Origin of the sequence: Parvularcula lutaonensis (assembly GCF_014651915.1) — a bacterium.
GTDB classification, from domain to species: domain Bacteria; phylum Pseudomonadota; class Alphaproteobacteria; order Caulobacterales; family Parvularculaceae; genus Parvularcula; species Parvularcula lutaonensis.
Genome location: NZ_BMXU01000002.1, coordinates 1,053,160 through 1,074,072, shown reverse-complemented (window position 1 = coordinate 1,074,072; position 20,913 = coordinate 1,053,160). Strand labels below are relative to the sequence as shown.

General features: G+C 62.8%; 16 protein-coding genes. 5 read left to right on the top strand and 11 right to left on the bottom strand.

Translation table 11 applies throughout. The features are described from left to right. Window positions 1-34: 34 nt before the first annotated feature. Both IE053_RS13595 and IE053_RS13590 read right to left on the bottom strand, forming a co-directional pair. Window positions 35-1,012 carry a FecR family protein gene (locus IE053_RS13595; protein WP_189576874.1) on the bottom strand — a complete coding sequence of 326 codons (978 nt, stop codon included), beginning with the start codon at window positions 1,010-1,012 and terminating at the stop codon, window positions 35-37. Next, complete coding sequence (locus IE053_RS13590) at window positions 1,009-1,569, bottom strand: RNA polymerase sigma factor (RefSeq protein ID WP_189576872.1); 561 nt, start codon at window positions 1,567-1,569, stop codon at window positions 1,009-1,011. Before IE053_RS13590 ends, IE053_RS13595 begins: the two co-directional genes overlap by 4 nt. A 217-nt stretch (window positions 1,570-1,786) precedes the next feature. On the opposite strand from IE053_RS13590, the gene IE053_RS13585 reads away from it, so the two are divergent. Together IE053_RS13585 and IE053_RS13580 are read left to right on the top strand one after the other, a co-directional pair. Beyond that, window positions 1,787-3,622, top strand: a complete 1,836-nt coding sequence (locus IE053_RS13585) for a DUF1800 domain-containing protein (RefSeq protein WP_229786230.1) — start codon at window positions 1,787-1,789, stop codon at window positions 3,620-3,622. A gap of 9 nt (window positions 3,623-3,631) precedes the next feature. Then, a complete protein-coding gene (locus IE053_RS13580; protein ID WP_189576870.1) occupies window positions 3,632-5,053 on the top strand; it encodes a DUF1501 domain-containing protein in 1,422 nt (473 codons plus the stop codon). A gap of 9 nt (window positions 5,054-5,062) precedes the next feature. Here the strand turns inward: IE053_RS13580 and IE053_RS13575 are convergent, their stop codons facing one another. From IE053_RS13575 to acs, 6 genes are all read right to left on the bottom strand, one after another. After that, a complete protein-coding gene (locus IE053_RS13575; RefSeq protein ID WP_189576868.1) occupies window positions 5,063-6,241 on the bottom strand; it encodes a DUF1501 domain-containing protein in 1,179 nt (392 codons plus the stop codon). 3 nt (window positions 6,242-6,244) lie between these two features. Then, a complete protein-coding gene (locus tag IE053_RS13570; RefSeq protein WP_189576866.1) occupies window positions 6,245-7,612 on the bottom strand; it encodes a DUF1800 domain-containing protein in 1,368 nt (455 codons plus the stop codon). 146 nt (window positions 7,613-7,758) lie between these two features. Then, on the bottom strand, window positions 7,759-11,364 hold the full coding sequence (locus IE053_RS13565) for an ABC transporter permease/M1 family aminopeptidase (protein WP_189576864.1): 3,606 nt from the start codon (window positions 11,362-11,364) through the stop codon (window positions 7,759-7,761). A gap of 1 nt (window position 11,365) precedes the next feature. Further along, the gene (locus IE053_RS13560; protein WP_189576862.1) at window positions 11,366-12,262 is read right to left on the bottom strand and encodes an ABC transporter ATP-binding protein; all 897 of its coding nucleotides are present in this window, start codon (window positions 12,260-12,262) and stop codon (window positions 11,366-11,368) included. 84 nt (window positions 12,263-12,346) lie between these two features. Beyond that, entirely contained in the window at window positions 12,347-13,015 is a 669-nt protein-coding gene (locus IE053_RS13555; RefSeq protein ID WP_189576860.1) for a CatB-related O-acetyltransferase, read from the bottom strand. 115 nt (window positions 13,016-13,130) lie between these two features. Further along, window positions 13,131-15,020: an acetate--CoA ligase gene (gene acs, locus IE053_RS13550; RefSeq protein WP_189576858.1), complete on the bottom strand. Its 1,890-nt coding sequence runs from the start codon at window positions 15,018-15,020 to the stop codon at window positions 13,131-13,133. Window positions 15,021-15,175: 155 nt separating this feature from the next. Between acs and IE053_RS13545 the strand changes: the two genes are divergently transcribed. From IE053_RS13545 to IE053_RS13535, 3 genes are all read left to right on the top strand, one after another. Then, entirely contained in the window at window positions 15,176-16,501 is a 1,326-nt protein-coding gene (locus IE053_RS13545) for an ABC1 kinase family protein (RefSeq protein WP_189576856.1), read from the top strand. A 53-nt stretch (window positions 16,502-16,554) separates the two neighbouring features. Then, window positions 16,555-17,928: an L-serine ammonia-lyase gene (locus tag IE053_RS13540; protein ID WP_189576854.1), complete on the top strand. Its 1,374-nt coding sequence runs from the start codon at window positions 16,555-16,557 to the stop codon at window positions 17,926-17,928. 119 nt (window positions 17,929-18,047) lie between these two features. Then, window positions 18,048-18,272, top strand: a complete 225-nt coding sequence (locus IE053_RS13535; RefSeq protein ID WP_189576852.1) for a hypothetical protein — start codon at window positions 18,048-18,050, stop codon at window positions 18,270-18,272. On the opposite strand, the gene IE053_RS13530 is transcribed toward IE053_RS13535, so the two are convergent. From IE053_RS13530 to IE053_RS13520, 3 genes are read right to left on the bottom strand one after another with little or no spacing between them, the layout of a single operon-like run. Further along, a complete protein-coding gene (locus tag IE053_RS13530; RefSeq protein ID WP_189576850.1) occupies window positions 18,269-19,102 on the bottom strand; it encodes a PPK2 family polyphosphate kinase in 834 nt (277 codons plus the stop codon). The genes IE053_RS13535 and IE053_RS13530 overlap by 4 nt on opposite strands. 37 nt (window positions 19,103-19,139) lie before the next feature. Next, a complete protein-coding gene (locus tag IE053_RS13525; protein WP_189576848.1) occupies window positions 19,140-19,598 on the bottom strand; it encodes a GFA family protein in 459 nt (152 codons plus the stop codon). A 54-nt stretch (window positions 19,599-19,652) separates the two neighbouring features. After that, window positions 19,653-20,855 (bottom strand): glycine C-acetyltransferase, encoded by a 1,203-nt coding sequence (locus IE053_RS13520; RefSeq protein ID WP_189577035.1) that lies wholly within the window; start codon window positions 20,853-20,855, stop codon window positions 19,653-19,655. Window positions 20,856-20,913: the final 58 nt, after the last annotated feature.

The window sequence follows — 20,913 nt, the reverse complement described above, 5'->3', positions numbered from 1 at the left end:
AGCCCCGACGCTGTCGCCCCAACGCCCCGCATGGCTACTCAGCAGGCGGATCGCTGGGAGCAGCGAGCGTGATGATGCCGGCCTCTTCGAAGGCGTCAACCCCGAAATAGGCCGAGAGCTGCTGCGCCGTTGCCGCAGGCGTGCTGAGCGAGAGGACGCCGCTGAAGCGGTTTGCCGGCGTCAGGCCTGGCGCGATCCGGAAAGTCTCACGCCCGAAATAGGTGTTCAGCGCGGCCGTGACCTCCGCGAGCGGAGCGTTATCAAATTCGAGGACGCCATCGCGCCAAGGTGCTATGGTCTCCAATGCCGTGTCGAGGACTTTCGGGGGAGCGGCGATCGTATCGGCAAGAAGCTGTCCCGGCACAAGCTCGATGCGCGTGCCTGTTTCGCCTTCATAGGCGACGCGGCCCTCGACCACGCCGACACGGGTTACAGCGGGGGTCTGCCTGATCTCGAATTCCGTACCCAGAACGCGGACCTCGCCTTCGGCAAGCGAGACGATGAACGGTCGTCCGTCTCCGGCGACATCGAAATAGGCCAGCCCCTTCAGCGCAGAGACGCGCCGCGTCTTCCGGTCGTAGTTGATGGAAAGGCTGCTGCCCGGAGCGAGGATGATCCTGCTGCCGTCGCCAAGCTCGGTCACCGAGCGCTCAAGGTCTGTCTCGGCGTAGATCTGCGCCTCGTACGGCTTGTCCGCAAACGGATTGAAGACCAGTGCCAGACCGAGGGCAACGATCCCAATCCCTGCAGCGAGCGCTGGCCACGGAACGGCAAGTCCGCCCGCCGCATTGTCGTTTGCCGGTTCGGCTTCCGCGTCCAGGGAGAGGCCGTCGAGGGAGCTGTCGAACGCTTCGACCAGCGCAAAGGCATCGTAGTGCGCAGGATCCGCCGTCAGCCAGTCGGTGAACGCCGCATCATCCGCGCGGCCATCACCCGCGGTCATCCGCGCGTGCCAGGCCAGCGCCGCTTCGCGGACGTGCTCGTCGATGCTCTGCCAGTCGCTCAGCTTCACGGGTTCTTCGGCTCCTCACCCTGATGACGGAGCGGCGGTGCGCCTGCCTCCATGCCGTCTCCCGAGAGGCGGTCGAGGAGGTGGCGCATGGCCTTCGCCACGTGTTTTTCGACAGTGCTGCGGCTCAGCCCGAGACGCTCTGCGACCTCGGCCTGAGGCAGGCCTTCCGCGCGGTGGAGGAGGAAGGCGTTGCGCACCGAAGGCGAGAGCTCGCGAAGCAGGGCCAGGACTTCGCCAAGCTCCTGCCGGGCCATCAGGGCCTGGTCGGCAGGCGGCGGCTGGTCCGGTCCCCGGCTGTCTGTCCATTCGCGTTCTCGGGCGTCGCGGCTCTGGTTGCTGCGCTGCCTGTCGGTGGCAGCGTTGAGCGCGGCCTTAACGAGGTAAGCGCCGGGGTTCTCGACCACTTTTTCTGCTGGAAGCTCCATCACCCGCAGCACCGCGTCCTGCAGCGCGTCCTCGGCATCGGCCCATGACCCCAAGCGGCGGGCGAGGATGCGCAGGGCCACCGGACGGTGGCGCTCGAACACAGCTATCTGAAGCTTCTCGGCCTCGCTCATGGCTCCGGCGTCGTTTCTTCCTGACGTGACAGGACCTGTCTCGCGCGTCTGCGTCAATTGCGGGTGAAGATTTCACAGGCAAGCCCAGCGGGGTGACGTAGGTCTGCGCCCGAGAAAAACATTCAGACACCGTAGAGGATTTGCGGCAAGCTCTCCGTCAACTCAGTGATCGCGCGGTTCAGGGGCTGTCTCGCGCGGAGTTGGGTAGGAGACGAGCATGGCGACCAGAACCGGATTTGCGCGGATCGCGCTGACCGTCATGGCCTGCATAAGCCTCGCTGCATGCGGCGGCGGTGGTGGAGGCGACACAGGGGGCGGCACCCCGCCGCCAACGGGGGGTGGAGGCGGAGGCCAGACACCGCCGCCAGCGCCGCAGCCTGCCTCGGACGCTTTCGAGACGGAGGACAAGACAGCCCGCTTCCTCGCGCAGGCGACGTTCGGTCCGACGCCTCAGGATATTGCCACTCTCACGGGAACCGATGCCGTCGACTGGATCCTGGCCGAGTTCGACAAGCCGGTAACGCTCAGCCTGCCGATCACGCAGGATCTGCGGCAGCGGGCGACGCAGACCTTTGACGGGCAGTTCTATACCGCCAGCAACACGAATGCGTTCTGGACCACGGCCCTGACGGCGGACGACCAGCTGCGCCAGAGGGTGGCCTTCGCACTCTCGGAAATCTTCGTCGTCTCGAACGCGCCCATGGGAGTCCTGTTCGACTACCCCGATGGCATTGCTTCGTATCATGACATTCTGAAGCGCAACGCCTTTGGCAATTACCGTGAGCTGATCGAGGAGATCACCTACTCACCGCCGATGGGGTTTTACCTCACCTATGCCTACAACCAGAAGGCGGACCCTTCGACCGGTCGGATGCCGGACGAGAACTATGCGCGGGAGATCCTACAGCTGTTCTCGATTGGCGTGGTGCCGCTCAACCGTGACGGCAGCGTTCAGCAGGGCGCGGGGGAGCTTTATGATAACACCGATATCACAGGCCTCGCGCGCGTGTTCACCGGGCTCGTCTTCGACGGCGAGATCGAGCGCTTCTTCGGCCGCGACGATGCGGCTTATGGCAACCAGGTGCTCGCGCGCCCGATGGTGACATGGGACGCGATCCACGAGGCCGGCGAGAAAAACTTCCTCGGCACGACGATCCCCGCAGGGACGAATGCAGCAGCCAGCGTCGATGCGGCTCTCGATACCATTGCGAACCATCCCAATGTGGCGCCGTTCCTTGCGCGGCAGCTGATTCAGCGCCTCGTCAGCAGTGATCCTGAGCCGGACTATATCGACCGGGTTGCGGCCGCTTTCGAGCAGGGCAGCTACGCCTTACCAGGAGGGACGCAGGTCGGCACGGGGAAGCGTGGGGACCTCAAGGCCACGGTCGCGGCCGTGCTGTTCGATCGCGACGCTCGTGACACGACGAGCATCGATCCGAACCGCTCGGGCAAGATCCGCGAGCCGATCATCCGTTTCACCAACTGGGCAAGGGCGTTCGGTGCAAACGTGGCACCGGAATACGTCCAGATACTCTGGTTCATCGACCGAACCGGGCCCTTGGGCCAGCATCCCTTCCGCAGCCCGTCAGTCTTCAATTTCTTCCGCCCCGGCTATATCGCGCCGGGTACGCAGAGCGGTGCAGCCGGCCTGACGGTCCCGGAGCTGCAGATCACGAACTCGGCGACCATTCCGGGCTACGCCAACTTCATGACCGCCTTCGTCTTCGGAGGGCAGGTCGGGAATGACACCTCCGGAATCGCGGATCTGTTCGCGCGCGAAGGGGTCACCGGGTATAATGATGCAGAGGCGCGGGCGGCGTTCCAGGCCGACCTCAGCGCCGAGGTCGCGCTGGCGGACGACATCCCTGCGCTGCTCGATCATCTCGATACGAAGCTGACCTATGGCCAGCTGACGCCCGAAACCCGCGCCCTTATCACCGAGGCGATCCAGGGCATCGATGTCTCCGGACCGGGTACGGATGAAGAGCTTCTGGTGGCGAGGATCGCAGTCCTGATGATCCTGACGTCCCCTGACTTCGTTGTGCAGCGCTAGGAGAAGGCCATGAGACTTTCGCGACGCAATTTCCTCAAGACCGCCACGGCTAGCGCAGCGGCGACCGGAGTGTCCTCGGCACTGCTCAACTTCACGGCGGCTCGGGCAGCGAACACGGCCGGGTACAAGGCGTTGGTCTGTGTCTTCCTCTTCGGAGGCATGGACCAGAACGACACGGTCTTCTCATTCGATCAGCCTACTTACGACCAGCTCGTCCAGACGCGGCAAAGCCTGTTCGACCAGTACCAAGGCGCGCGGGACCGTCAGTTCCTGCAGCCGCTGACGCTTTCCAACCAGGCGAGCTTCGGCGCGCGGGAGTTTGCTCTGGCGCCGGAGATGCCGGGGCTGCGGGGTCTCTTCAACCAAGGGAAGGCCGCGATCATTGGGAATGTCGGGCCGTTGATCCAGCCGACAACGGAACAGCAGTTTTTCGACAACTCCGTACCCCTCCCGGCGCGGCTGTTCTCGCATAATGACCAGCAGTCGACATGGCAGGCGAGTGCGCCCGAGGGCGCGCAGCTTGGTTGGGGAGGGCTGTTCGCCGATGCTGCGATGGCCTCCGGCCTGGGACAGGCAGCGCAGTTCTCGACCATAACGACGGGCGGCAATGAGCTGTTCCTCACAGGTAACCAGGTGTTCCCGTTCCAAGTCTCAAGCAGCGGGCCGGCAGAGTTTTTTGCCCTGAAGGATGCTGCAATGCGACGGAATGAGCCGGGTGGGGAGGAGTACTACCAGGTCCTCCGCCGTCACTTCACTGGGCTCGATTTTCAGTCCTCGAACCTCATTGCACGCGATATCAAGTCAGCCTTCGAGGCGACGGTCGTGAACAACGAGACCTACAACGCAGCGCGCGGAACCGTGGACAGGGTGTCGACCAGCTTCCCGGCGGGCAAGCTGGGCAGTGACCTGAAGGCGATTGCAGAGACAATTGCGATAAGGGGTGTGCTGAACGTTAGCAGGCAGGTCTTCTTTGTGGGGATCGGAGGCTTCGACACGCACTCGGCGCAGGCGCAAGACCTGCCGGGGCTGCAAGGCCAAATCGACGGAGCAATCGTGGCCTTCCAAGCGGCGATGGAGGAGCTGGGCGTCGACCAGGACGTCACGCTTTTCACGGCTTCGGATTTCGGCCGGACCCTTGCAGTCAATGGCGATGGCACGGATCACGGCTGGGCATCCAACCACTTTGTCGTCGGCGGCGCGGTCAATGGCGGACGCATCCTCGGCGATATCCCAGAGCCTGTTCTGGGTACGGAGTTCCAACCGGAAGCCGGACGCTTTGTGCCGTCGGTGTCGGTGGAGGAAATGGCCGCACCGATGGGGCGCTGGTTCGGCCTCACCGATGCGGAGCTGAACGCCGCGTTGCCCAACCTTGCGAATTTCGCAGGGCGCCCCGCGCTCAACTTCCTCGATCCTGATCCGCTATCTACCTGATGGATCGGGTCAGGCGCGAAAGAGGCCTTCGGTCTTTCGCGCGGACCCCGTACCCGGAAGGACCTCGCGTTCGACATAGCCCTCACTGATGCCGAGATGGTCGATGAGGACGGCCTTGAACAGCCCTTCGGTCGAGTTGGCGGGAAAGAGATCGCGACCCTGATACATGTCCTGGCTACGTAGGCCGGGCCAATCGCCGACGATCCTCCCGCCGCGCACCGCGCCGCCTGCGAGAAAGCTGGTGCCAGCCGTTCCGTGGTCGGAGCCGGCGCTGCCGTTCTCACGCACGGTTCGGCCGAATTCGGAGACAGTCATGACAACTGTGTCCTCCCACGCCGGGCCCATCGAGTCCTTCAATGTCGTGATCGTCCGTGCAAGGTCCTTGAAGAGGTTGCGTGAGCGGTAAAGAAGGCCGTCATGGTGGTCCCAGCCGGTCGATTCGAGGACGGCGACCCTCGGGCCATCGGCCATCGCCAGCATGGCGCCGACATTCGCCGCGGCGAGGGAGAGGTCCTTCCCCTTGTTGATCCGCATCGCGTCCTTGTTCGAGACATCCATCTCTGCCGCAGGCATCATGGCCGCCGCCAGCGTGTCCGACAGGACCTCATCGCCGGAATAGGCAAAGGCGAGCCGCGCGAGGAAATCATCGCTCGCTTTTGGCAGGACGCTCGGTGCCCATGACTGGACTTGCGCCTTACCCTGAAGAATGAGTGGCGCGGACATCCCCACGGTGAGGCCGAGCCGGTCCTTCGCATCACCCAGCCCGAGCAGCGCACGGTTCAGGAAGCCCGACGTGGTGCCAAACGGCTCGCCGGAGCCGTTCTCCAACAGGTTCTGGCCATCGAAGTGCGAGCGCTTGCGATAGCGCGTGGCGACAGCGGGAAGGGCGATCAGTTCACCCGAAGCATAAAGCTGCCTGAGCGGCGCAAGCTCCGGATGCAGGCCGAAGAGCCCGTCGAGCTTGACGACGCCATTCTCCTGGCCGGGTTTCGGCAGGCCCACGCGGGGACGGACAGCGTAGTATGCAGGATCGCCATAGGGCGGCAGGGCGTGCAGGCCATCCTGCGCACCGCGCTGGATGATGAGCACGAAGCGCTTATCGGTTGGCGCCTTGGCGAGGGTGACCCCGCCCATGGCCAGAACGCTGACCGCGCCAGCGGATTGCAGGAAAAGGCGTCTGTCGATCATCGCCTACCTCCTCTGGAATTCGCGCGAGGCGAGGACAAAAGCGATGGCATCGGTGCTCGAGGGTGCGCCGCGGACGACCTGGCGAATCTCTTCGCTCGCTACTGGCCCGATCGTCTGTTCAAGGACGTTCCGCGGATTCCAGCCCTTGCCGAGCTTCTTGCTGATCTGGCGCGACCACTCGATCCGACGCATCAGCGAGGCGGGGTTGAACCAGGCCGTCTCTTCGTCCGGCCAGCCCTGCGGCGAGGGCGCGCTGTGCAGCTTCTGGCCCATGATGTTCATGCCGGGCAGCAGGATCGGTGCCTCGGCATTGTCGGCCTGCAGGGCCCGGAAGGTCGCCACGGCGAAATCGTGTGGGGACTTCGCCTTTGGCAGGGGTTCGAGCCACGCTTCCTCCAGCTGGACCAGGGCGAGGCTGACCTGCGCGAGATCGCCATTGGTCTGCATGAAGACGTTGGCGATTTTGTTCACTGCGATCAGGGGAGGATTGTCATCAACGAAATGACGGCAGAGCTTGGTAGCGATGAAGGTCGCCGTGGAGGGATGGGCGGCGAGGTCATCGACCACCCGGCGCAGCTCCTGCGGCCCCTCTTCCTCGTAGGTCTTGCCGAGGACCGTTTTAGGTCCCGGCTCATGGACCAGAGGGAAGTACTCGCCGTAGCCGATCCGCCTGCTGAATTCCTGATTGGGGAACTTGTCCGCGAAGCGGTTCTTCACCCGCGCCATCTGCGGCGACATCAGCCCCCAGCCGGTGAGGATCTTGGCCAGCTCCTCGACATCCTCCTGGGTATAACCGCCATTGACCCCCAAGGTGTAAAGCTCGAGCGTTTCACGGGCGAGGTTTTCGTTGATCTTTGCCTTGCGCCGCTTGCCGATCGGCGAATTGGGGCCGAACGAGTTGCCGTTGTCGAGATATTCGACCATTCCTGGATGGGTGATCGCGGAGAAGGCAAGCTCGTTAAACGATCCGAACACGTACGGCCTGATCGCCTCGCGCTCATAAGCGTGGACGAGGTCCTTGGTCATCGCACGGCCAGCGGTCACGCTGAAATGGTTGGCCCAGAAAGCGACCATACGCTCAGCAAAAGGACGATTCGTCGTCACCTTTACGCGCATGGTTTCGAGGTCTTCGGCGCGCTGCTGCTTGCGCAGTTCCTGCTTGAAAGTTTTCCGTGTTTCCTGGCCGGAAAGGCTGAGCTTCGTCGTGATCTCTTCACTGGAGGGAAAGCGTTCGAAGGATTTTGGCAGCGGCACCGGGCCGATCTGTGCCGCGACCCAGCCTTGCGGGTCCTTGGCGATCGTCTTCAGCTCCCCCGGCCTCGGGCCGAGGCCGAAGCGATGGGCGGCAATGAACGCTGCCTTGCTGGTCATTCCGGCTCCCCTGACATCTGCCGAGCGATGTGATTGTCCCACGGAGAGGGGCTGTCCCGCAAGGGAAGCGATGTACCAAAGTGTAGAAGGGTAAACGGAAACTGGGCGGCCAGTCGATTTGACCGGCCGCCCAGTGTCCATGCGGGCTAGGCCGCGTCTTCAGTTCTCTCGACCTTGGAGATGTTGTTCTCCGGGCGCCGGTCGATGAGCTTGTTGTAAGGATCGACACCGCCGTGGGCGGGCTCCTCGTCCACCGTCAGGGTGATGGTTTGCTTGCCTGACACGATCTCTTGGCGTTCGAAAGCAAGGATGTGCTCATTGCCGTCTTTCACCTCACGCGGGTGTTTTGAGAACACACCGACATCCATCATCATGCTGAGCGGCTCTTCGGTTTCGTTGCCCGCGCCGTCCGCGACCAGCTTCTTTGCGTCGACGGTGAGGGTGACGTCCCACTTGCCGTCGGCGCGCTGTTCCGCCGTTGCGTCCGTGACATCGACATCCCAAAGGACGATCCGCTCGAAGAGGTCATGGATGAGCTCTTCGTGCTCCGGTCCCGCCTCGTCTCGGAGGATCGCGAGATAGTCGGTCGAGCGCGGATAGGGATCCGAGCGGTAGCCCCACTCCTCGATCATGCGCTTCAGCGAGCGGTTCACGACATCCTCGCCGATCTGGTCCTTGAGAAGCCACATCACGATCGAACCCTTGCGGTAGTGGATGTATTGCTGGTTTTCGACGAGATAGAGAGGCATCTCCTCGATTGGCTCGTTGGCCCTGCCCGAGAGATAGGAGTCGAGCTCGTAGCGCAGGAAACGGCGCATGTGCTCTGGGCCATAGAGGTCCTCCATCACAAGCAGCGCGGCATACTGAGCGAATGTCTCGATCAGCATGGTGCTGCCCTGGACCGAAGCCGCCGAGAGCTGATGGCCGAACCACTGGTGCGCGACCTCATGCGCGGTGACGTAGGTCACGGGATCGATGGCGTCAGGATTGCTTTCGTCGAGCTTGATGATGAAGCCAATGTTCTCAGAATACGGAACAGTGTTCGGGAAGCTCTGCGCGAAACTTGCGTAGGGGAACTCCTGAATTCGCATCTGCCGATACTGGAAGGGGGTGAAGACCTCGGTGAACTTGTCAAAGCTCAACTTCATGGCCTCGATCATCCGGTCGACGTTGAACGGATGCATGTCGTCGTAGAAGACCTGGAGCTTGATGTCGTCCATGCCATCAGGTGCTTCCCAGACGTCCTCCGAAACTTCGTAGCGGGCCGACTGGACCGAGTAGAAATTCTGGATCGGCACGTCCTGTTCGTAGACGAACGTCTTCCTGTCACCCTCCAAGCGCTCCTCGGCGAGATAGCCCGGAGCGATGGCGATCTGGTCGGCGTCTGTGGTGATCTCCGCGCGGAAATCGACCCAGTCAGCGCCGCCGAGGAGTCCGACATTGATGTAATACGGATCATCAATCGCCGGGACACGCGGAAGCTCGTCGAGGCCCCGCTTCCTGCGTTCCGAGCGGTCGGTCAGGATCTTGTCCTGTCCCCAGTCGATGGCAGCGAAGACGCCGGAATTGAGGAACGTGCCATTGCGCCGGACAGGGCTGTTCTGGCCGCTGTTGCGGAAGCCCTCATTGTCGATCTCGACGGTAGAGATCATGGTCCGCTTCTCGCCGGGCTGCAGCGCCGGTTCGAACCGGAAGACATAGTGGGCGAATTCCTCGTCGGCCTCCGCCAGCCTTGCCCCTTCCACCGTATGGTCGATGACGTTCACGTTGAAGCCGTAGTCGACATCCATCCGCTCTATCGGAGCGTCGGTGGTGTTCTCGAGCAAGTACTCGGTTGTCCCGACCATGCGCCGGTCATCAGGGAAGAGCTCGACGTCGACATCCACCGAGACGATCTGCGGTCGCGGCGCGAACTGGAATTGCCGGTACTTCTCCTCGAAGGCCTGTTGCCGGTCACGGTTCATCTCGTCCGTGCGGTACGTGTTCAGGACATTGGTGTTGTAGAAAACCCACGCGCCCGTCCCGGCGAAGGCCACGGTCGCAAGGCCAAGGGCTGCGGCCGAGCCTCCCTTGAGCCTGTTCGGGATCTGCCCGATCCGGTGACGGATCGGATCGAGACTGCCGCGGCTCCACAGGGCAAAGGTGATGAGACCGAGGATGACCGCAAACAGACCCCAGTAGATCGACATCGTGACCGTGGGCAGCATGTACGGACCGTAGCGGTTCATGTCCGAATAGACGATCTCGATGCCCCCACCGAGAGTGTAGAGGATGTGATCGAAACCGACCTGGCTCATCACGATCGAGACGACGAAGTAGGCGAGGATCACGCCGATCCCCAGCCACTTGTTGTTCGTCACCACTTGCACGAACAGGGCAAGCGTCGTCAGCAGGCCGAAGTTGACGACGAAAGTGAAGAACAGCCGCACCGCGTACTGATCGAGCTCGAACAGCGTATAGCCCCGCACGACTTGGGAGATCACTGCGGTCAGTGTGGCCACGGCGCACATCAGGATGAGCACGAAGATCACCGTCGCGTATTTCGCACCGACGAAGACCCAGGACGGGGTCGGCGTCGCATCGATGATCTCGTTGAACTTCACCGTCCGCTCACGCCAGACGAGCTCTGCGGTGTAGTAGACCGCGATGACGATCGGAACGAACGCAAAGGCGCCTTCGATCTGGTTCACCATCAGCCGGGTCAGCGGATAGCTGCTCGATCCGTACATGTTCTGCAGGAAGAACAGCGCGCCGACGGTGTTGAGAATAGAGAGCACGAGGACGATCCAGAACGCGACCGACCGGACGATGCCAGCGGTCTCGAACCGAAGCCTGCGGAAGAACTGTTGGAGGTTCGACGTGTAGAGCGGGGCGGGTTCGACCCTTGGCAGCTTCACGCGCTGGAGTTCGGCTCCCAGAGGGCTCTTCGACGGTTTCTTGAACCGCGCCAGTGAAGGCCCGCGAATGCCGCTCGGGAAAGCGAGGTTGAAAGCGAAAAGCGCCAGCGCCACGCCGCCCCAGATCAGACGGTTCTGGAGGAACAGCCCCGAGAGCTCGGCAACCTGCGTGTTGCGTTCGGCCGCGGTCCAGTAGCGCGTGACCTCGCCGTGAGCGACGATGCCGAACGGGTCGAGCAGCGCTGCGAATTCCCGCGCTTCCATCTCGCCGGCCATCGACAGCCCAACGAAGTATCCCACGAGAACGGTGACCAGCGCCACCCAGGTCGCGATCATCGAACGGGTCATGTTCGCCACGGTGAACATCAGCGTGCCGATGATCAGCATATTCAGAACACCGAACACGAGGTAGTAGTAGAGGACCGGGAAGAAGCTGTGCGGACCAACCTGCTCCTGATCGAGCCATGGCATGAAGGAGCCGATATAGAAGGCAAGCGGCACGGCGAAGAAACAGAGGCATGAAGCCAGCAATCCGCCGAAATAGCGTCCGATCATCATTGCCCGTGGACTGACGGGGAGAGAGCCGAAGACCTCGGCCGTTTTCAGCGATGCGTCACGTGTGACACCCGTCGCCATGAAGACCACGGGGATAAACAGCCCGAAGATCGACATGATGCTGATGGTCGTCGCGGCTGCAGACGGGGAGTTGATATTGACGGCGTCCGAGCTGCCAATCTGGAGCTGATCGACCGTGACGGCGCCGAAGACGAGCAGGAAGAACAGCGCGAAGACGGCAATGAACCCTGCGCCCCGCATCTGGTATGCGAGTTCGAAGCGGAAAATGGACGGGATCATCTTATGCGGCCTCGGCTTGCTGGCCGTTGTTGATGGCGCCGCGGATGGTCGCGAAATACACGTCCTCGAGGTTCGGCTCGACGGGCTCGAAGCCGTCGCCGGGGTCCGACACTGAATAGGCGCGGATGACGGTCTGGCCCTGGACGAGGCGTGCACTGACAACCTTGTGACGCTTCTGGTGCGCCTCGAGGTCAGCCTTTTCGATGACCTTGCGCCAGATCTTGCCGCGAACCGTCTCGACGAGTTCTGATGGCTGGCCCTTTGCCGCGATGCGGCCCTGGTTCATGATCGCCATGTCACGGCAGAGGTCAGCCACGTCTTCGACGATGTGGGTCGAGAGGATGACGACGACGTTCTCGCCGATCTCTGAAAGCAGGTTGTGGAAGCGGTTGCGCTCTTCCGGGTCGAGGCCTGCCGTCGGTTCATCGACGATGATGAGTTTCGGGTCACCGAGCAGCGCCTGGGCAATGCCGAAGCGCTGGCGCATGCCGCCGGAATAGGTCGAGGGCGCTTTCTTGCGCACGTCCCAGAGGTTTGTCTGACGCAGGAGCTCGTGGACGACTTCCTTGCGCTCTTTCCCGTTCGAGATGCCCTTCAGAACCGCGATATGGTCGAGAAGCTTGATGGCGGAGATCCGGGGATAGACGCCGAAATCCTGCGGCAGGTAACCGAGCTGCCTGCGCACGGGGTCGGGGTCCTTGAGGACGTCGATGTCGCCGAACTGGACCGAACCGCGGTCCGCACCCTGCAGCGTGGCGATCGTGCGCATCAGGGACGACTTGCCCGCACCGTTGGGGCCCAGAAGGCCGAACATGCCGAGGCCGATGTCGAGATCGACCCCGTCTAGGGCTTTGACGCCATTGGGATAAGTCTTGGTGAGCCCCGAAATCTTGAGCACTGGCCTGCCTCCTGCCGAATTGCCGAACGGTAACACATATCGAAAAGCGGTAAACCGCTTTCAAGGCAGGAAAGTGGCAATGGCTCAAATATTTGGCCTCACCGCCGCCAGGGCCTCGACATCGCCGCCGCAGATTTCCCTCTCATGGGTGACGATCGTCTCGATGGGCCAGTCCCACCAGGCGATCTGGGTGAGGCGCTCGATCTCTTCATCGCTGAACCGTCTACGGATCACCTGCGAAGGGTTGCCGCCGACCATCGCGTAGTCCGGGATCTCTCCGCGAACGACGGAACCCGCGCCGATGATGACCCCGTCGCCAATCCTCGCACCGGGCAGGATGGTCGCGCCTGATCCGATCCATACGTCATTGCCGATGACCGTGTCCGGCCCCGGATCGGGCATGGACGGGCGACCCGTGGCGTCACCCGGCGTGAAGATCATGAACGGATAAGACGATATGCCGTCATAGCGGTGGTTGGCCGAGGACGTGATGATCCTGACGCTGTCAGCAATCTGACAGAACCTGCCGATCGTGAGCTTCTCAGGCGAGAAATCATAGAGGTAGGGCGCAAGCCTCGCCGCCCAGTCCTCCGGCGGATCGAAGGCATGGGCGTAGCTGTAATCGCCGATCTCCATGCGTGGATGGTCGATGACGGCGTTGAGGAACACCGTTCCCTGATGGGTGCTGCCATCGGGCAGGGTCAGGGGATGCGTGGTCTCGGGCTTGGGGAAGCCGGGTGTGTTCGCAGACATGAAAAGTCCTTGGGCAGAATTCTGATCGAAAAGGCGGTCAGATCGCGGACTTGTTCATCGTCCCCTCCACTGGGCTAACTGAGAGATGAGGGCGTGCCCTCATCCCGTCAAGGCATCACTTACCCGGCTCGAACTTCTTCGCGCCTTCGATCAGGCTATCGACGACCGCAGGTTCAGCCAGCGTCGAGGTGTCGCCGAGCTGGTCAGGGTGGCCTTCCGCGATTTTTCTTAGGATACGGCGCATGATCTTGCCGGAGCGGGTCTTGGGCAGGCCGGGGGCGATTTGCATGCGGTCAGGCGTGGCGACCGGACCAATCTCGGTGCGGACGGCCTGCTTCAGCTCCTCGGCCAGTTCTTCGGTGGCTGCGACGCCCTGCTTGAGGATGACGTAGCAGTGCACGCCCTGGCCCTTGATGTCGTGGGGATAGCCAACGACGGCTGCCTCGGCAGTCGCGGGGTGGGCGACGAGGGCACTTTCAATTTCTGCCGTGCCCATACGGTGCCCACTGACGTTCAGGACGTCATCGACACGCCCGGTGATCCAGTAGTCGCCGTCCTCGTCCCGCCGCGCGCCGTCGCCGGTGAAGTAGCGGCCCGGATAGGTGGTGAAATAGGTCTGGATGAAGCGTTCCTGGTCGCCCCAGACCCCGCGGGCCTGACCCGGCCAGCTTTCCAGCAGCACAAGGTTGCCTTCCGTCGCCCCTTCGAGAATGTGACCGTCATTGTCGACCAGCGCCGGGACGATGCCCGGGAGGGGCTTTGTCGCGGATCCGGGCTTGTCCATGGCGTCGCCGGGGAGGGGGGAGATCATCACGCCGCCCGTCTCGGTCTGCCACCAGGTATCGACCACGGGGCAGCGTCCATCGCCCACCACGTCATGGTACCAGCGCCACGCTTCGGGATTGATCGGCTCGCCCACTGTCCCGAGCAGCTTGAGCGAGCCCCGGTCAGTTTTCTTTACGAACTCGTCGCCCTCGCGCATCAGGGCGCGGATCGCCGTTGGCGCTGTGTAGAGCTGGGCCACCCGGTGCTTGTCCACCACCTGCCACATGCGGCTGGCGTCGGGGTAGGTCGGCACGCCTTCGAACATCAGGGTCGTCACGCCATTGGCAAGCGGTCCGTAGACGATGTAGCTGTGCCCCGTGATCCAGCCGACATCGGCCGTGCACCAGTAGACGTCCTGCTCCTCCACCTGGAACACGAGCTCATGGGTGTAGCTGGCATAGGTCATGTAGCCGCCGGTCGTGTGGACCACGCCCTTCGGCTTTCCGGTCGATCCTGACGTGTAGAGGATGAAGAGAGGGTCTTCGGCCGCCATCTTCTCGGGCGGGCAGTAACGGGTGACGTCGTCCCGGCTCGTGTGCCACCACAGGTCGCGGCCATCCTCGAAGTTGACCTTCGCGCCGGTGACACGAACCGTCAGCACAAGGCGCACGGCCTCCCCTGCCGCCCCGGCCTTCTCGATCGCGGCGTCGACATTTTTCTTGAGCGGCACGGTCTTTCCGCCACGGCGCGCTTCGTCCGCCGTGATGACGGCCACGGCGCCGCAATCCTCGATCCGGCTCGCAAGGGCTTCGGGCGAGAAGCCCCCGAAGACGACGGAATGGACCGCGCCGATCCTTGCGCAGGCGAGCATGGCGTAAGCCGCCTCGGGGACCATCGGCATGTAAATGATGACCCGGTCGCCCTTCCGCACGCCGCGCGCCTTCAGGACGTTGCCCATCCGCGAGACTTCTTCGTGGACCTCGCGATAGGTGATCTTCTCGCTGACCGAGGGGTCATCGCCCTCCCAGATGATCGCCGTCTTGTCGCCCCGCCGCAGGAGGTGCCGGTCGAGACATTGGTAGGAGGCGTTGAGCACGCCGTCCTCGAACCACTTGATGTGGAAGTCTTTGGCGTCCCAGCTGACGTCACCGCTCTTCGTTGGCTCCTTGAACCACTCCAGCCGCTTTGACTGTTCGAGCCAAAAGGCTTGCCGGTCTTGGGGCTGTTGGCGTGTCGTCATGGGCGCGTCCTTTTCTCTCGGTCGTTCGTACAGGAGGAACCTATGCCCTCCTGCGCTGTCGTAAACTCTGTGCTGCAGTGCACCCGCGCGGTTTCGTCGAGGTGACGGCCCGAGCCACACGGCTTATCTCCTGCGCACGTTCCGGGAGTGTACCCATGGCAGACAACAAACGCGACACAGGCGGCCTTGCAGTGCCCACGCGGCGCTTGGGAAGGCTGGCGCGTTTTGGTGGCCTCGGCACGTCGATCGCCGGCAACATGCTGGTGGAGGGCGCCAAGACCATGGCGCGCGGCGAGCGGCTCGACCTCGAAAAGCTCCTCTATACCAAGGGCAACGCCGAAAAGGTCACCGACCAGCTTTCGAAGCTTCGCGGCGCGGCGATGAAGCTCGGCCAGCTCATGTCGATGGGCGGTGAGGACATGCTGCCGCCGGAGCTTGCGGAGATCCTCGGCAAGCTGCGCGAACAGGCGCACCACATGCCACCATCCCAGCTCCGCCGTGTGCTGAACGATGAGTGGGGGCGTGACTGGATGAAGAAACTCCAGAAGTTCGATCCCCGTCCGATCGCGGCTGCCTCCATTGGCCAGGTGCACCGCGCCGTGACCAAGGACGGCAGGGACCTTGCCATCAAGATCCAGTATCCCGGCGTGCGCGAGTCGATCGACAGCGACATCGACAATGTCGTTGCCCTGATCCGTATGACTGGCCAGCTGCCCAAGGACACCGACATGAAGCCAGTCTTCGAGGAGGCGAAACGCCAGCTCCACGAAGAGGCCGACTACCTGCGCGAAGGCAGATATATGCGTCGATTCAAGGAGCTCCTCGCGGATACGAAGCATTTCATCGTGCCCGATTTTTACGAAGAGCTGACGACGAAGAACGTGCTTGCCATGTCGTTCGAGCGTGGCCAGCCAATCGACGACCTTCAGCACGCGGACCAGGAAACCAAGAACGAAGTCATCACGCATCTCTTCGAGCTGGTCATCCGCGAGCTTTTCGATTTCAGGCTGATGCAGACGGATCCGAATTTCGCAAACTACCGCTACCGGCCCGAGGGCAAGGAGATTGTCCTGCTCGACTTCGGCGCAACGCGAGAGATCGACGAGGAGCTGTCCCAAGGCTACCGCAGGCTGGTCGCTGCGGACCTCACAGGCGACTGGACGGAGATTGACCGCGCAGCGCGGGGTATCAACCTCTATTCCGGGGAGTTGCCGCCCAAGGTCGAAGATGCGCTGGAGGACATTTTCCTCGCAGCCGTCGAGCCGATGAACACCGATGCGCCCTTCGACTTCGCCAACAGCGACGTGACGCTAAGGATGCGGGAGGCAGGCATACGCTTGCGGCAGGAGAAGTTCGCCCACACGCCGAATCCGGTCGCTCTTTTCCTGCACCGCAAGATCGGCGGCATGTATCTGCTGGCAGGACGCCTGGGCGCGAAGGTGAACGTGCGCGCGATCCTGAGAGAGCACGGATTTCACTGATCCTATCGTCGTGATCCCTTGCGGAGCCGCGTTAGTTCGTTTCATTTGAAACGATGCTGTCCGTCCTCGATCTTTTCCGCGTCGGTATTGGTCCCTCGAGTTCCCACACCGTGGGACCGATGCGGATCGCGCGCCGGTTCTTGGCCCAGCTTTCAAGAGAGGAGCGCGAGCGGATTGCCGAGGTCTTCGTAGAGCTTCAAGGTTCTCTCGCGCTGACGGGCGAAGGGCACGGGACGCTGACCGCGACGGCGCTCGGACTGATGGGGCAGGATCCCGAAACCTATAACCCGGAGGCGGGCGAAGCGGGCCTCAAGCGCATCGACGAGGAAGGCAAGCTCCGCCTGTTCGGCGAGCATGATGTCCCTTTTGTCTGGAAGCGGAATATCGACCTTGCGGGGCACATCATTCCCGACCTGCATCCCAATGGCATGAAGCTCCGCGCGCTTGGCCGGGATGGTGACGTGGTGGCCGAAGGCCAGTTCTTCTCCACCGGCGGCGGCTTCATTGCGTCGGAGACGCAGCTCAGGACGCCCGCCAAGGATGACATCATACCTACACGGAAGGAAGTCCCATATCCCTTCGCGTCGGGCAAGGAACTGCTGGAACTCTGCAAGCGTGAAGGGCTGACGATCGCCGAACTCGTCCTTGCCAACGAAGACGCCTATCGCGACCAGCAGGAAACCGCCCAAAAGCTCGACGCCATCGCGCAGGTCATGTTCGACTGCATCAATCGCGGCCTGAACACCACCGGCGTCCTGCCCGGCGGGCTCGGGGTGAAGCGCCGCGCGCCGGGCCTCTACAGGAAGGTCATGGACACGCCGCTCGCGAACGAGCCCGAGCGGCTGTTCGACATCCTCAACCTCTACGCCATGGCGGTGAACGAGGAGAACGCCGCAGGCGGCAAGGTCGTCACGGCACCGACGAATGGCGCGGCGGGGATCATTCCCGCGGTTTTGCGAAAGTATTGCGGCCCCGAGGACGCCACTGATGAGATGCGCCGGCGCTTTATCCTGACCGCAGGCGGCATCGGTCTCCTCTACAAGCAGCGCGCTTCCATATCCGGTGCCGAGATGGGCTGCCAGGGTGAGGTGGGCGTGGCCTGCTCGATGGCTGCGGCGGGTCTCGCCGCGGTCTGGGGAGGGACGCCGGAGCAGTGCGCCTGCGCGGCGGAGATCGGCATGGAACACAATCTCGGCCTCACCTGCGACCCGGTCGGCGGGCTCGTGCAGATCCCCTGCATCGAGCGCAACGCCATTGGCGCGGTGAAGGCGGTCAACGCCGCCCGCCTTGCGCTGCAAGGGGACGGGACCGGCAAGGTCTCCCTCGACCAGGTCATCGAGACCATGCGCCAGACCGGCCTCGATATGTCCAACAAATACAAAGAGACGAGCCAGGGCGGCCTCGCCGTCAACGTCATCGAGTGCTGACAGGGTCAGCGAAACCCGACCGGATTTCTTCGGTTTTGAGTGAACGGCTGAACCGCGGAGCAAACTACGTCGGCTAGATCCGTGGCACGTTGAATCGAAAAGGGGCGGGGGAGCGACAGATGGTCGGTCGTCGAGAAGCGCAGGGTACAGTCGACAAGTTTCAGCGATTGGCTTGCTACGAAGCCGTCAAACGCAACCGCATCGTCACGCCCGAAGACGTGACCCGGTGGTGCGCGCTGCCCATGTCCGATGTGCTCCGTCACCTTGGCTCTCTCAAGAACGAGGGCAAGATCGTCGAGAAAAACGGCGTCTTCAGCACCAAAGAACAACGCCAGGCCGGCTAGTCGATCACGAATTCCGATAGCCTGTGTCCCGGATCGGGATGTTGCGGATTCATGTCTTCGAGAACACCGCGCACGAGACGTCCGACGAGGGCGTTGCGGCGGGTCTTGCTTTCTGAAGGGACGACATACCACGGCGCATGAGGGGTTGAGCAGCGCTGTACCATGGTCTCATAGGCCGCCATGAAATCGTCCCAGTTCTGACGGTCGTCAAGATCGCCGGGGTTGAACTTCCACCGCTTGTGCGGTTTCTCCAACCGGTCACGCAGGCGCTCGCCCTGTTCCTCCCGCGAGATATACAGCATGCATTTGATGATGGTGACGCCATTCTGGGTCAGGTGCTCTTCGAAGGCGTTGATCTGGTCATAGCGCTTCTCGATCTCCTCCGCAGGGGCGAGGCTGCGGACCTTCACCACGAGAACATCTTCGTATTGAGAGCGGTCGAAGATGCCGATGAAGCCTTTTCTCGGCACGGCGTTGTGGACCCGCCAGAGGTAGTCCCGCGCCATCTCTTCGGCGGAGGGTTTCTTGAAGGCCTTCACCGTCATGCCCAGTGGCGAGGTCGCTTGGAACACCGACTTGATCGTGCCGGACTTGCCTGCCGTGTCCATGCCCTGGAGAACCAGGAGCAGCGCACGTGAACCTTCAGCATAAAGACGGTCTTGTAGCTCGTCGATCTTGACGGCGTCGGCCGCAACGGAGGCCGCGGCATCGTCCTTGTCGGGGAAGAGATCCTTGTCCCTCGTCGGACGGTCTTGAAGGGCGAAAGCCTCGCCAGGTCGGGCGATCAGAGCTTCTTGGACATGGGCGCACTCGGGCTGGTTCTTGGCCATCGAGAGAGGCTAGTGCGCGCAGCGAGCCTTGGCCAGCCTAACGCTCATGCGGAAGGTCGGCGTAGGTCCGCTCTTTTTCTTCGTCCTTGTAGATCAGCAGCCCGACCTGGTCGGCGACATGGCCGGGGCCCTTGTCAGAGGGGTGGTTCACACCGTCGATCACCGGCACGACCTCGAAATCGAAAGGGCTCAGGCCTTCGAGGCAAGCGGCGTTCACGCCCACCCGCTTCGGGTTCGAGCGCCGCTGATGGTGCGTGTAGATCCCGCAAGTGCCGCAGAAATAGTGCTTCGCCGTATGCGTGCCGAAACTGTAGAGCCTGAGGGTCTCGAAGCCTTGCCGCACCTTGAGGTCAGCGACATTGGCCGTCAGCGCCACGGCACCGCGCATCCTGCAATAGGAGCAGTTGCAACGCGTCGCGCTTTCCAAACCGCCGAGGAGCGTCACGTCGAACTTCACGGCACCGCAATGGCAGCGGCCTTCATAGGTCTCACTCATGGGTCTTCGAGCTACGCCAGTTCGCGGGTTCGTGAAAGCAGCGATGGCAGGCGTCTAGATGACACCGAGCTCCTTGCCGACCTTCGTGAAGGCCGCCACGGCCTCGCGTACCTGCTCCTCCGTATGCGCAGCGTTCATCTGCGTCCGGATCCGGGCCTGGCCGCGGGGAACGACCGGGAAGCTGAAGCCTGTGACGAAGACGCCCTCGTCGAGGAGGCGTGCCGCCATCGTCTGCGCCTTTTTGGCATCGTAGAGCATGACCGGGATGATCGGGTGCTCGCCTTCGAGAAGATCGAAGCCCGCTTCCGTCATAAGCGAGCGGAAAAGCCTGGCATTCGCGAACAGGCGCTTCCTGAGGTCGTCTCCTTCCCGGACCAGCTGCAGCGCCTTCCGCGCGCCTTCCACGAGGGCAGGGGCAAGGGCGTTGGAGAAGAGATAGGGCCGTGCCCGCTGGCGGAGGAGGTCCACGACCTCCTGCCGTGCACAGATGAAACCGCCCATGCCGCCGCCGAGGGCCTTGCCCAGCGTTCCGGTGATGATGTCGACCTTGCCCATGACGCCGCAATGCTCATGGGTGCCGCGGCCGCCGTCGCCCATGAAGCCGGTGGCGTGGCAGTCATCGACCATGACCAGGGCGCCGTACTGCTCCGCCAGTTCGCAGATACGGCCGAGCTGCGCGATGTAGCCGTCCATGGAGAAAACGCCGTCGGTGACGATCAGCTTCGTCCGCGCGCCCGCTGCGTCGGCAGCCTTCAGCTGCTCTTCCAGCGAGGCCATGTCGTTGTTGTCATAGCGGAAGCGCTGCGCCTTACACAGACGAACCCCATCGATGATCGAGGCATGGTTGAGGCTGTCAGAGATGATCGCGTCTTCCTTGCCGAGGAGCGGCTCGAAGACAGCGCCATTGGCATCGAAACACGCCGCGAAGGTGATCGAGTCCTCAAAGCCCAGCCATTCCGCGATCTCGCGCTCGAGCTTTCGGTGGATCTCCTGAGTGCCGCAAATGAAGCGCACCGAGGCCATGCCATAGCCATGCTCTGCCGCCCCTGCCTGCGCTGCAGCGATGAGGTCGGGATGGGCGGCGAGGCCGAGATAGTTGTTGGCGCAGAAATTGAGCACCCGGATTTCGCGGCCCTCATGGCTGAGCGTGACCTCGGGACCCTGCTTCGACGTGATCAGCCGCTCGGGCTTGGTCAGACCCTCGTCGTCGATCTCCTGCAGGGTGTCGCGGATGCGGGCGTAGAATGCGTCGGTCATGGCAGCCTTGTGCCCAAGCCGGGCGCAGTTGGCCAGCATCGGGTGCGCAACGTGCTGA

Coding starts and splice junctions, on each gene's coding strand:
- IE053_RS13590 (WP_189576872.1), bottom strand. CDS start 1,569: ATGAGCGAGGCCGAGAAGCTTCAGATAGCTGTGTTCGAGCGCCACCGT.
- IE053_RS13585 (WP_229786230.1), top strand. CDS start 1,787: ATGGCGACCAGAACCGGATTTGCGCGGATCGCGCTGACCGTCATGGCC.
- IE053_RS13580 (WP_189576870.1), top strand. CDS start 3,632: ATGAGACTTTCGCGACGCAATTTCCTCAAGACCGCCACGGCTAGCGCA.
- IE053_RS13575 (WP_189576868.1), bottom strand. CDS start 6,241: ATGATCGACAGACGCCTTTTCCTGCAATCCGCTGGCGCGGTCAGCGTT.
- IE053_RS13570 (WP_189576866.1), bottom strand. CDS start 7,612: ATGACCAGCAAGGCAGCGTTCATTGCCGCCCATCGCTTCGGCCTCGGC.
- IE053_RS13565 (WP_189576864.1), bottom strand. CDS start 11,364: ATGATCCCGTCCATTTTCCGCTTCGAACTCGCATACCAGATGCGGGGC.
- IE053_RS13555 (WP_189576860.1), bottom strand. CDS start 13,015: ATGTCTGCGAACACACCCGGCTTCCCCAAGCCCGAGACCACGCATCCC.
- acs (WP_189576858.1), bottom strand. CDS start 15,020: ATGACGACACGCCAACAGCCCCAAGACCGGCAAGCCTTTTGGCTCGAA.
- IE053_RS13545 (WP_189576856.1), top strand. CDS start 15,176: ATGGCAGACAACAAACGCGACACAGGCGGCCTTGCAGTGCCCACGCGG.
- IE053_RS13540 (WP_189576854.1), top strand. CDS start 16,555: ATGCTGTCCGTCCTCGATCTTTTCCGCGTCGGTATTGGTCCCTCGAGT.
- IE053_RS13535 (WP_189576852.1), top strand. CDS start 18,048: ATGGTCGGTCGTCGAGAAGCGCAGGGTACAGTCGACAAGTTTCAGCGA.
- IE053_RS13530 (WP_189576850.1), bottom strand. CDS start 19,102: ATGGCCAAGAACCAGCCCGAGTGCGCCCATGTCCAAGAAGCTCTGATC.
- IE053_RS13525 (WP_189576848.1), bottom strand. CDS start 19,598: ATGAGTGAGACCTATGAAGGCCGCTGCCATTGCGGTGCCGTGAAGTTC.
- IE053_RS13520 (WP_189577035.1), bottom strand. CDS start 20,855: ATGACCGACGCATTCTACGCCCGCATCCGCGACACCCTGCAGGAGATC.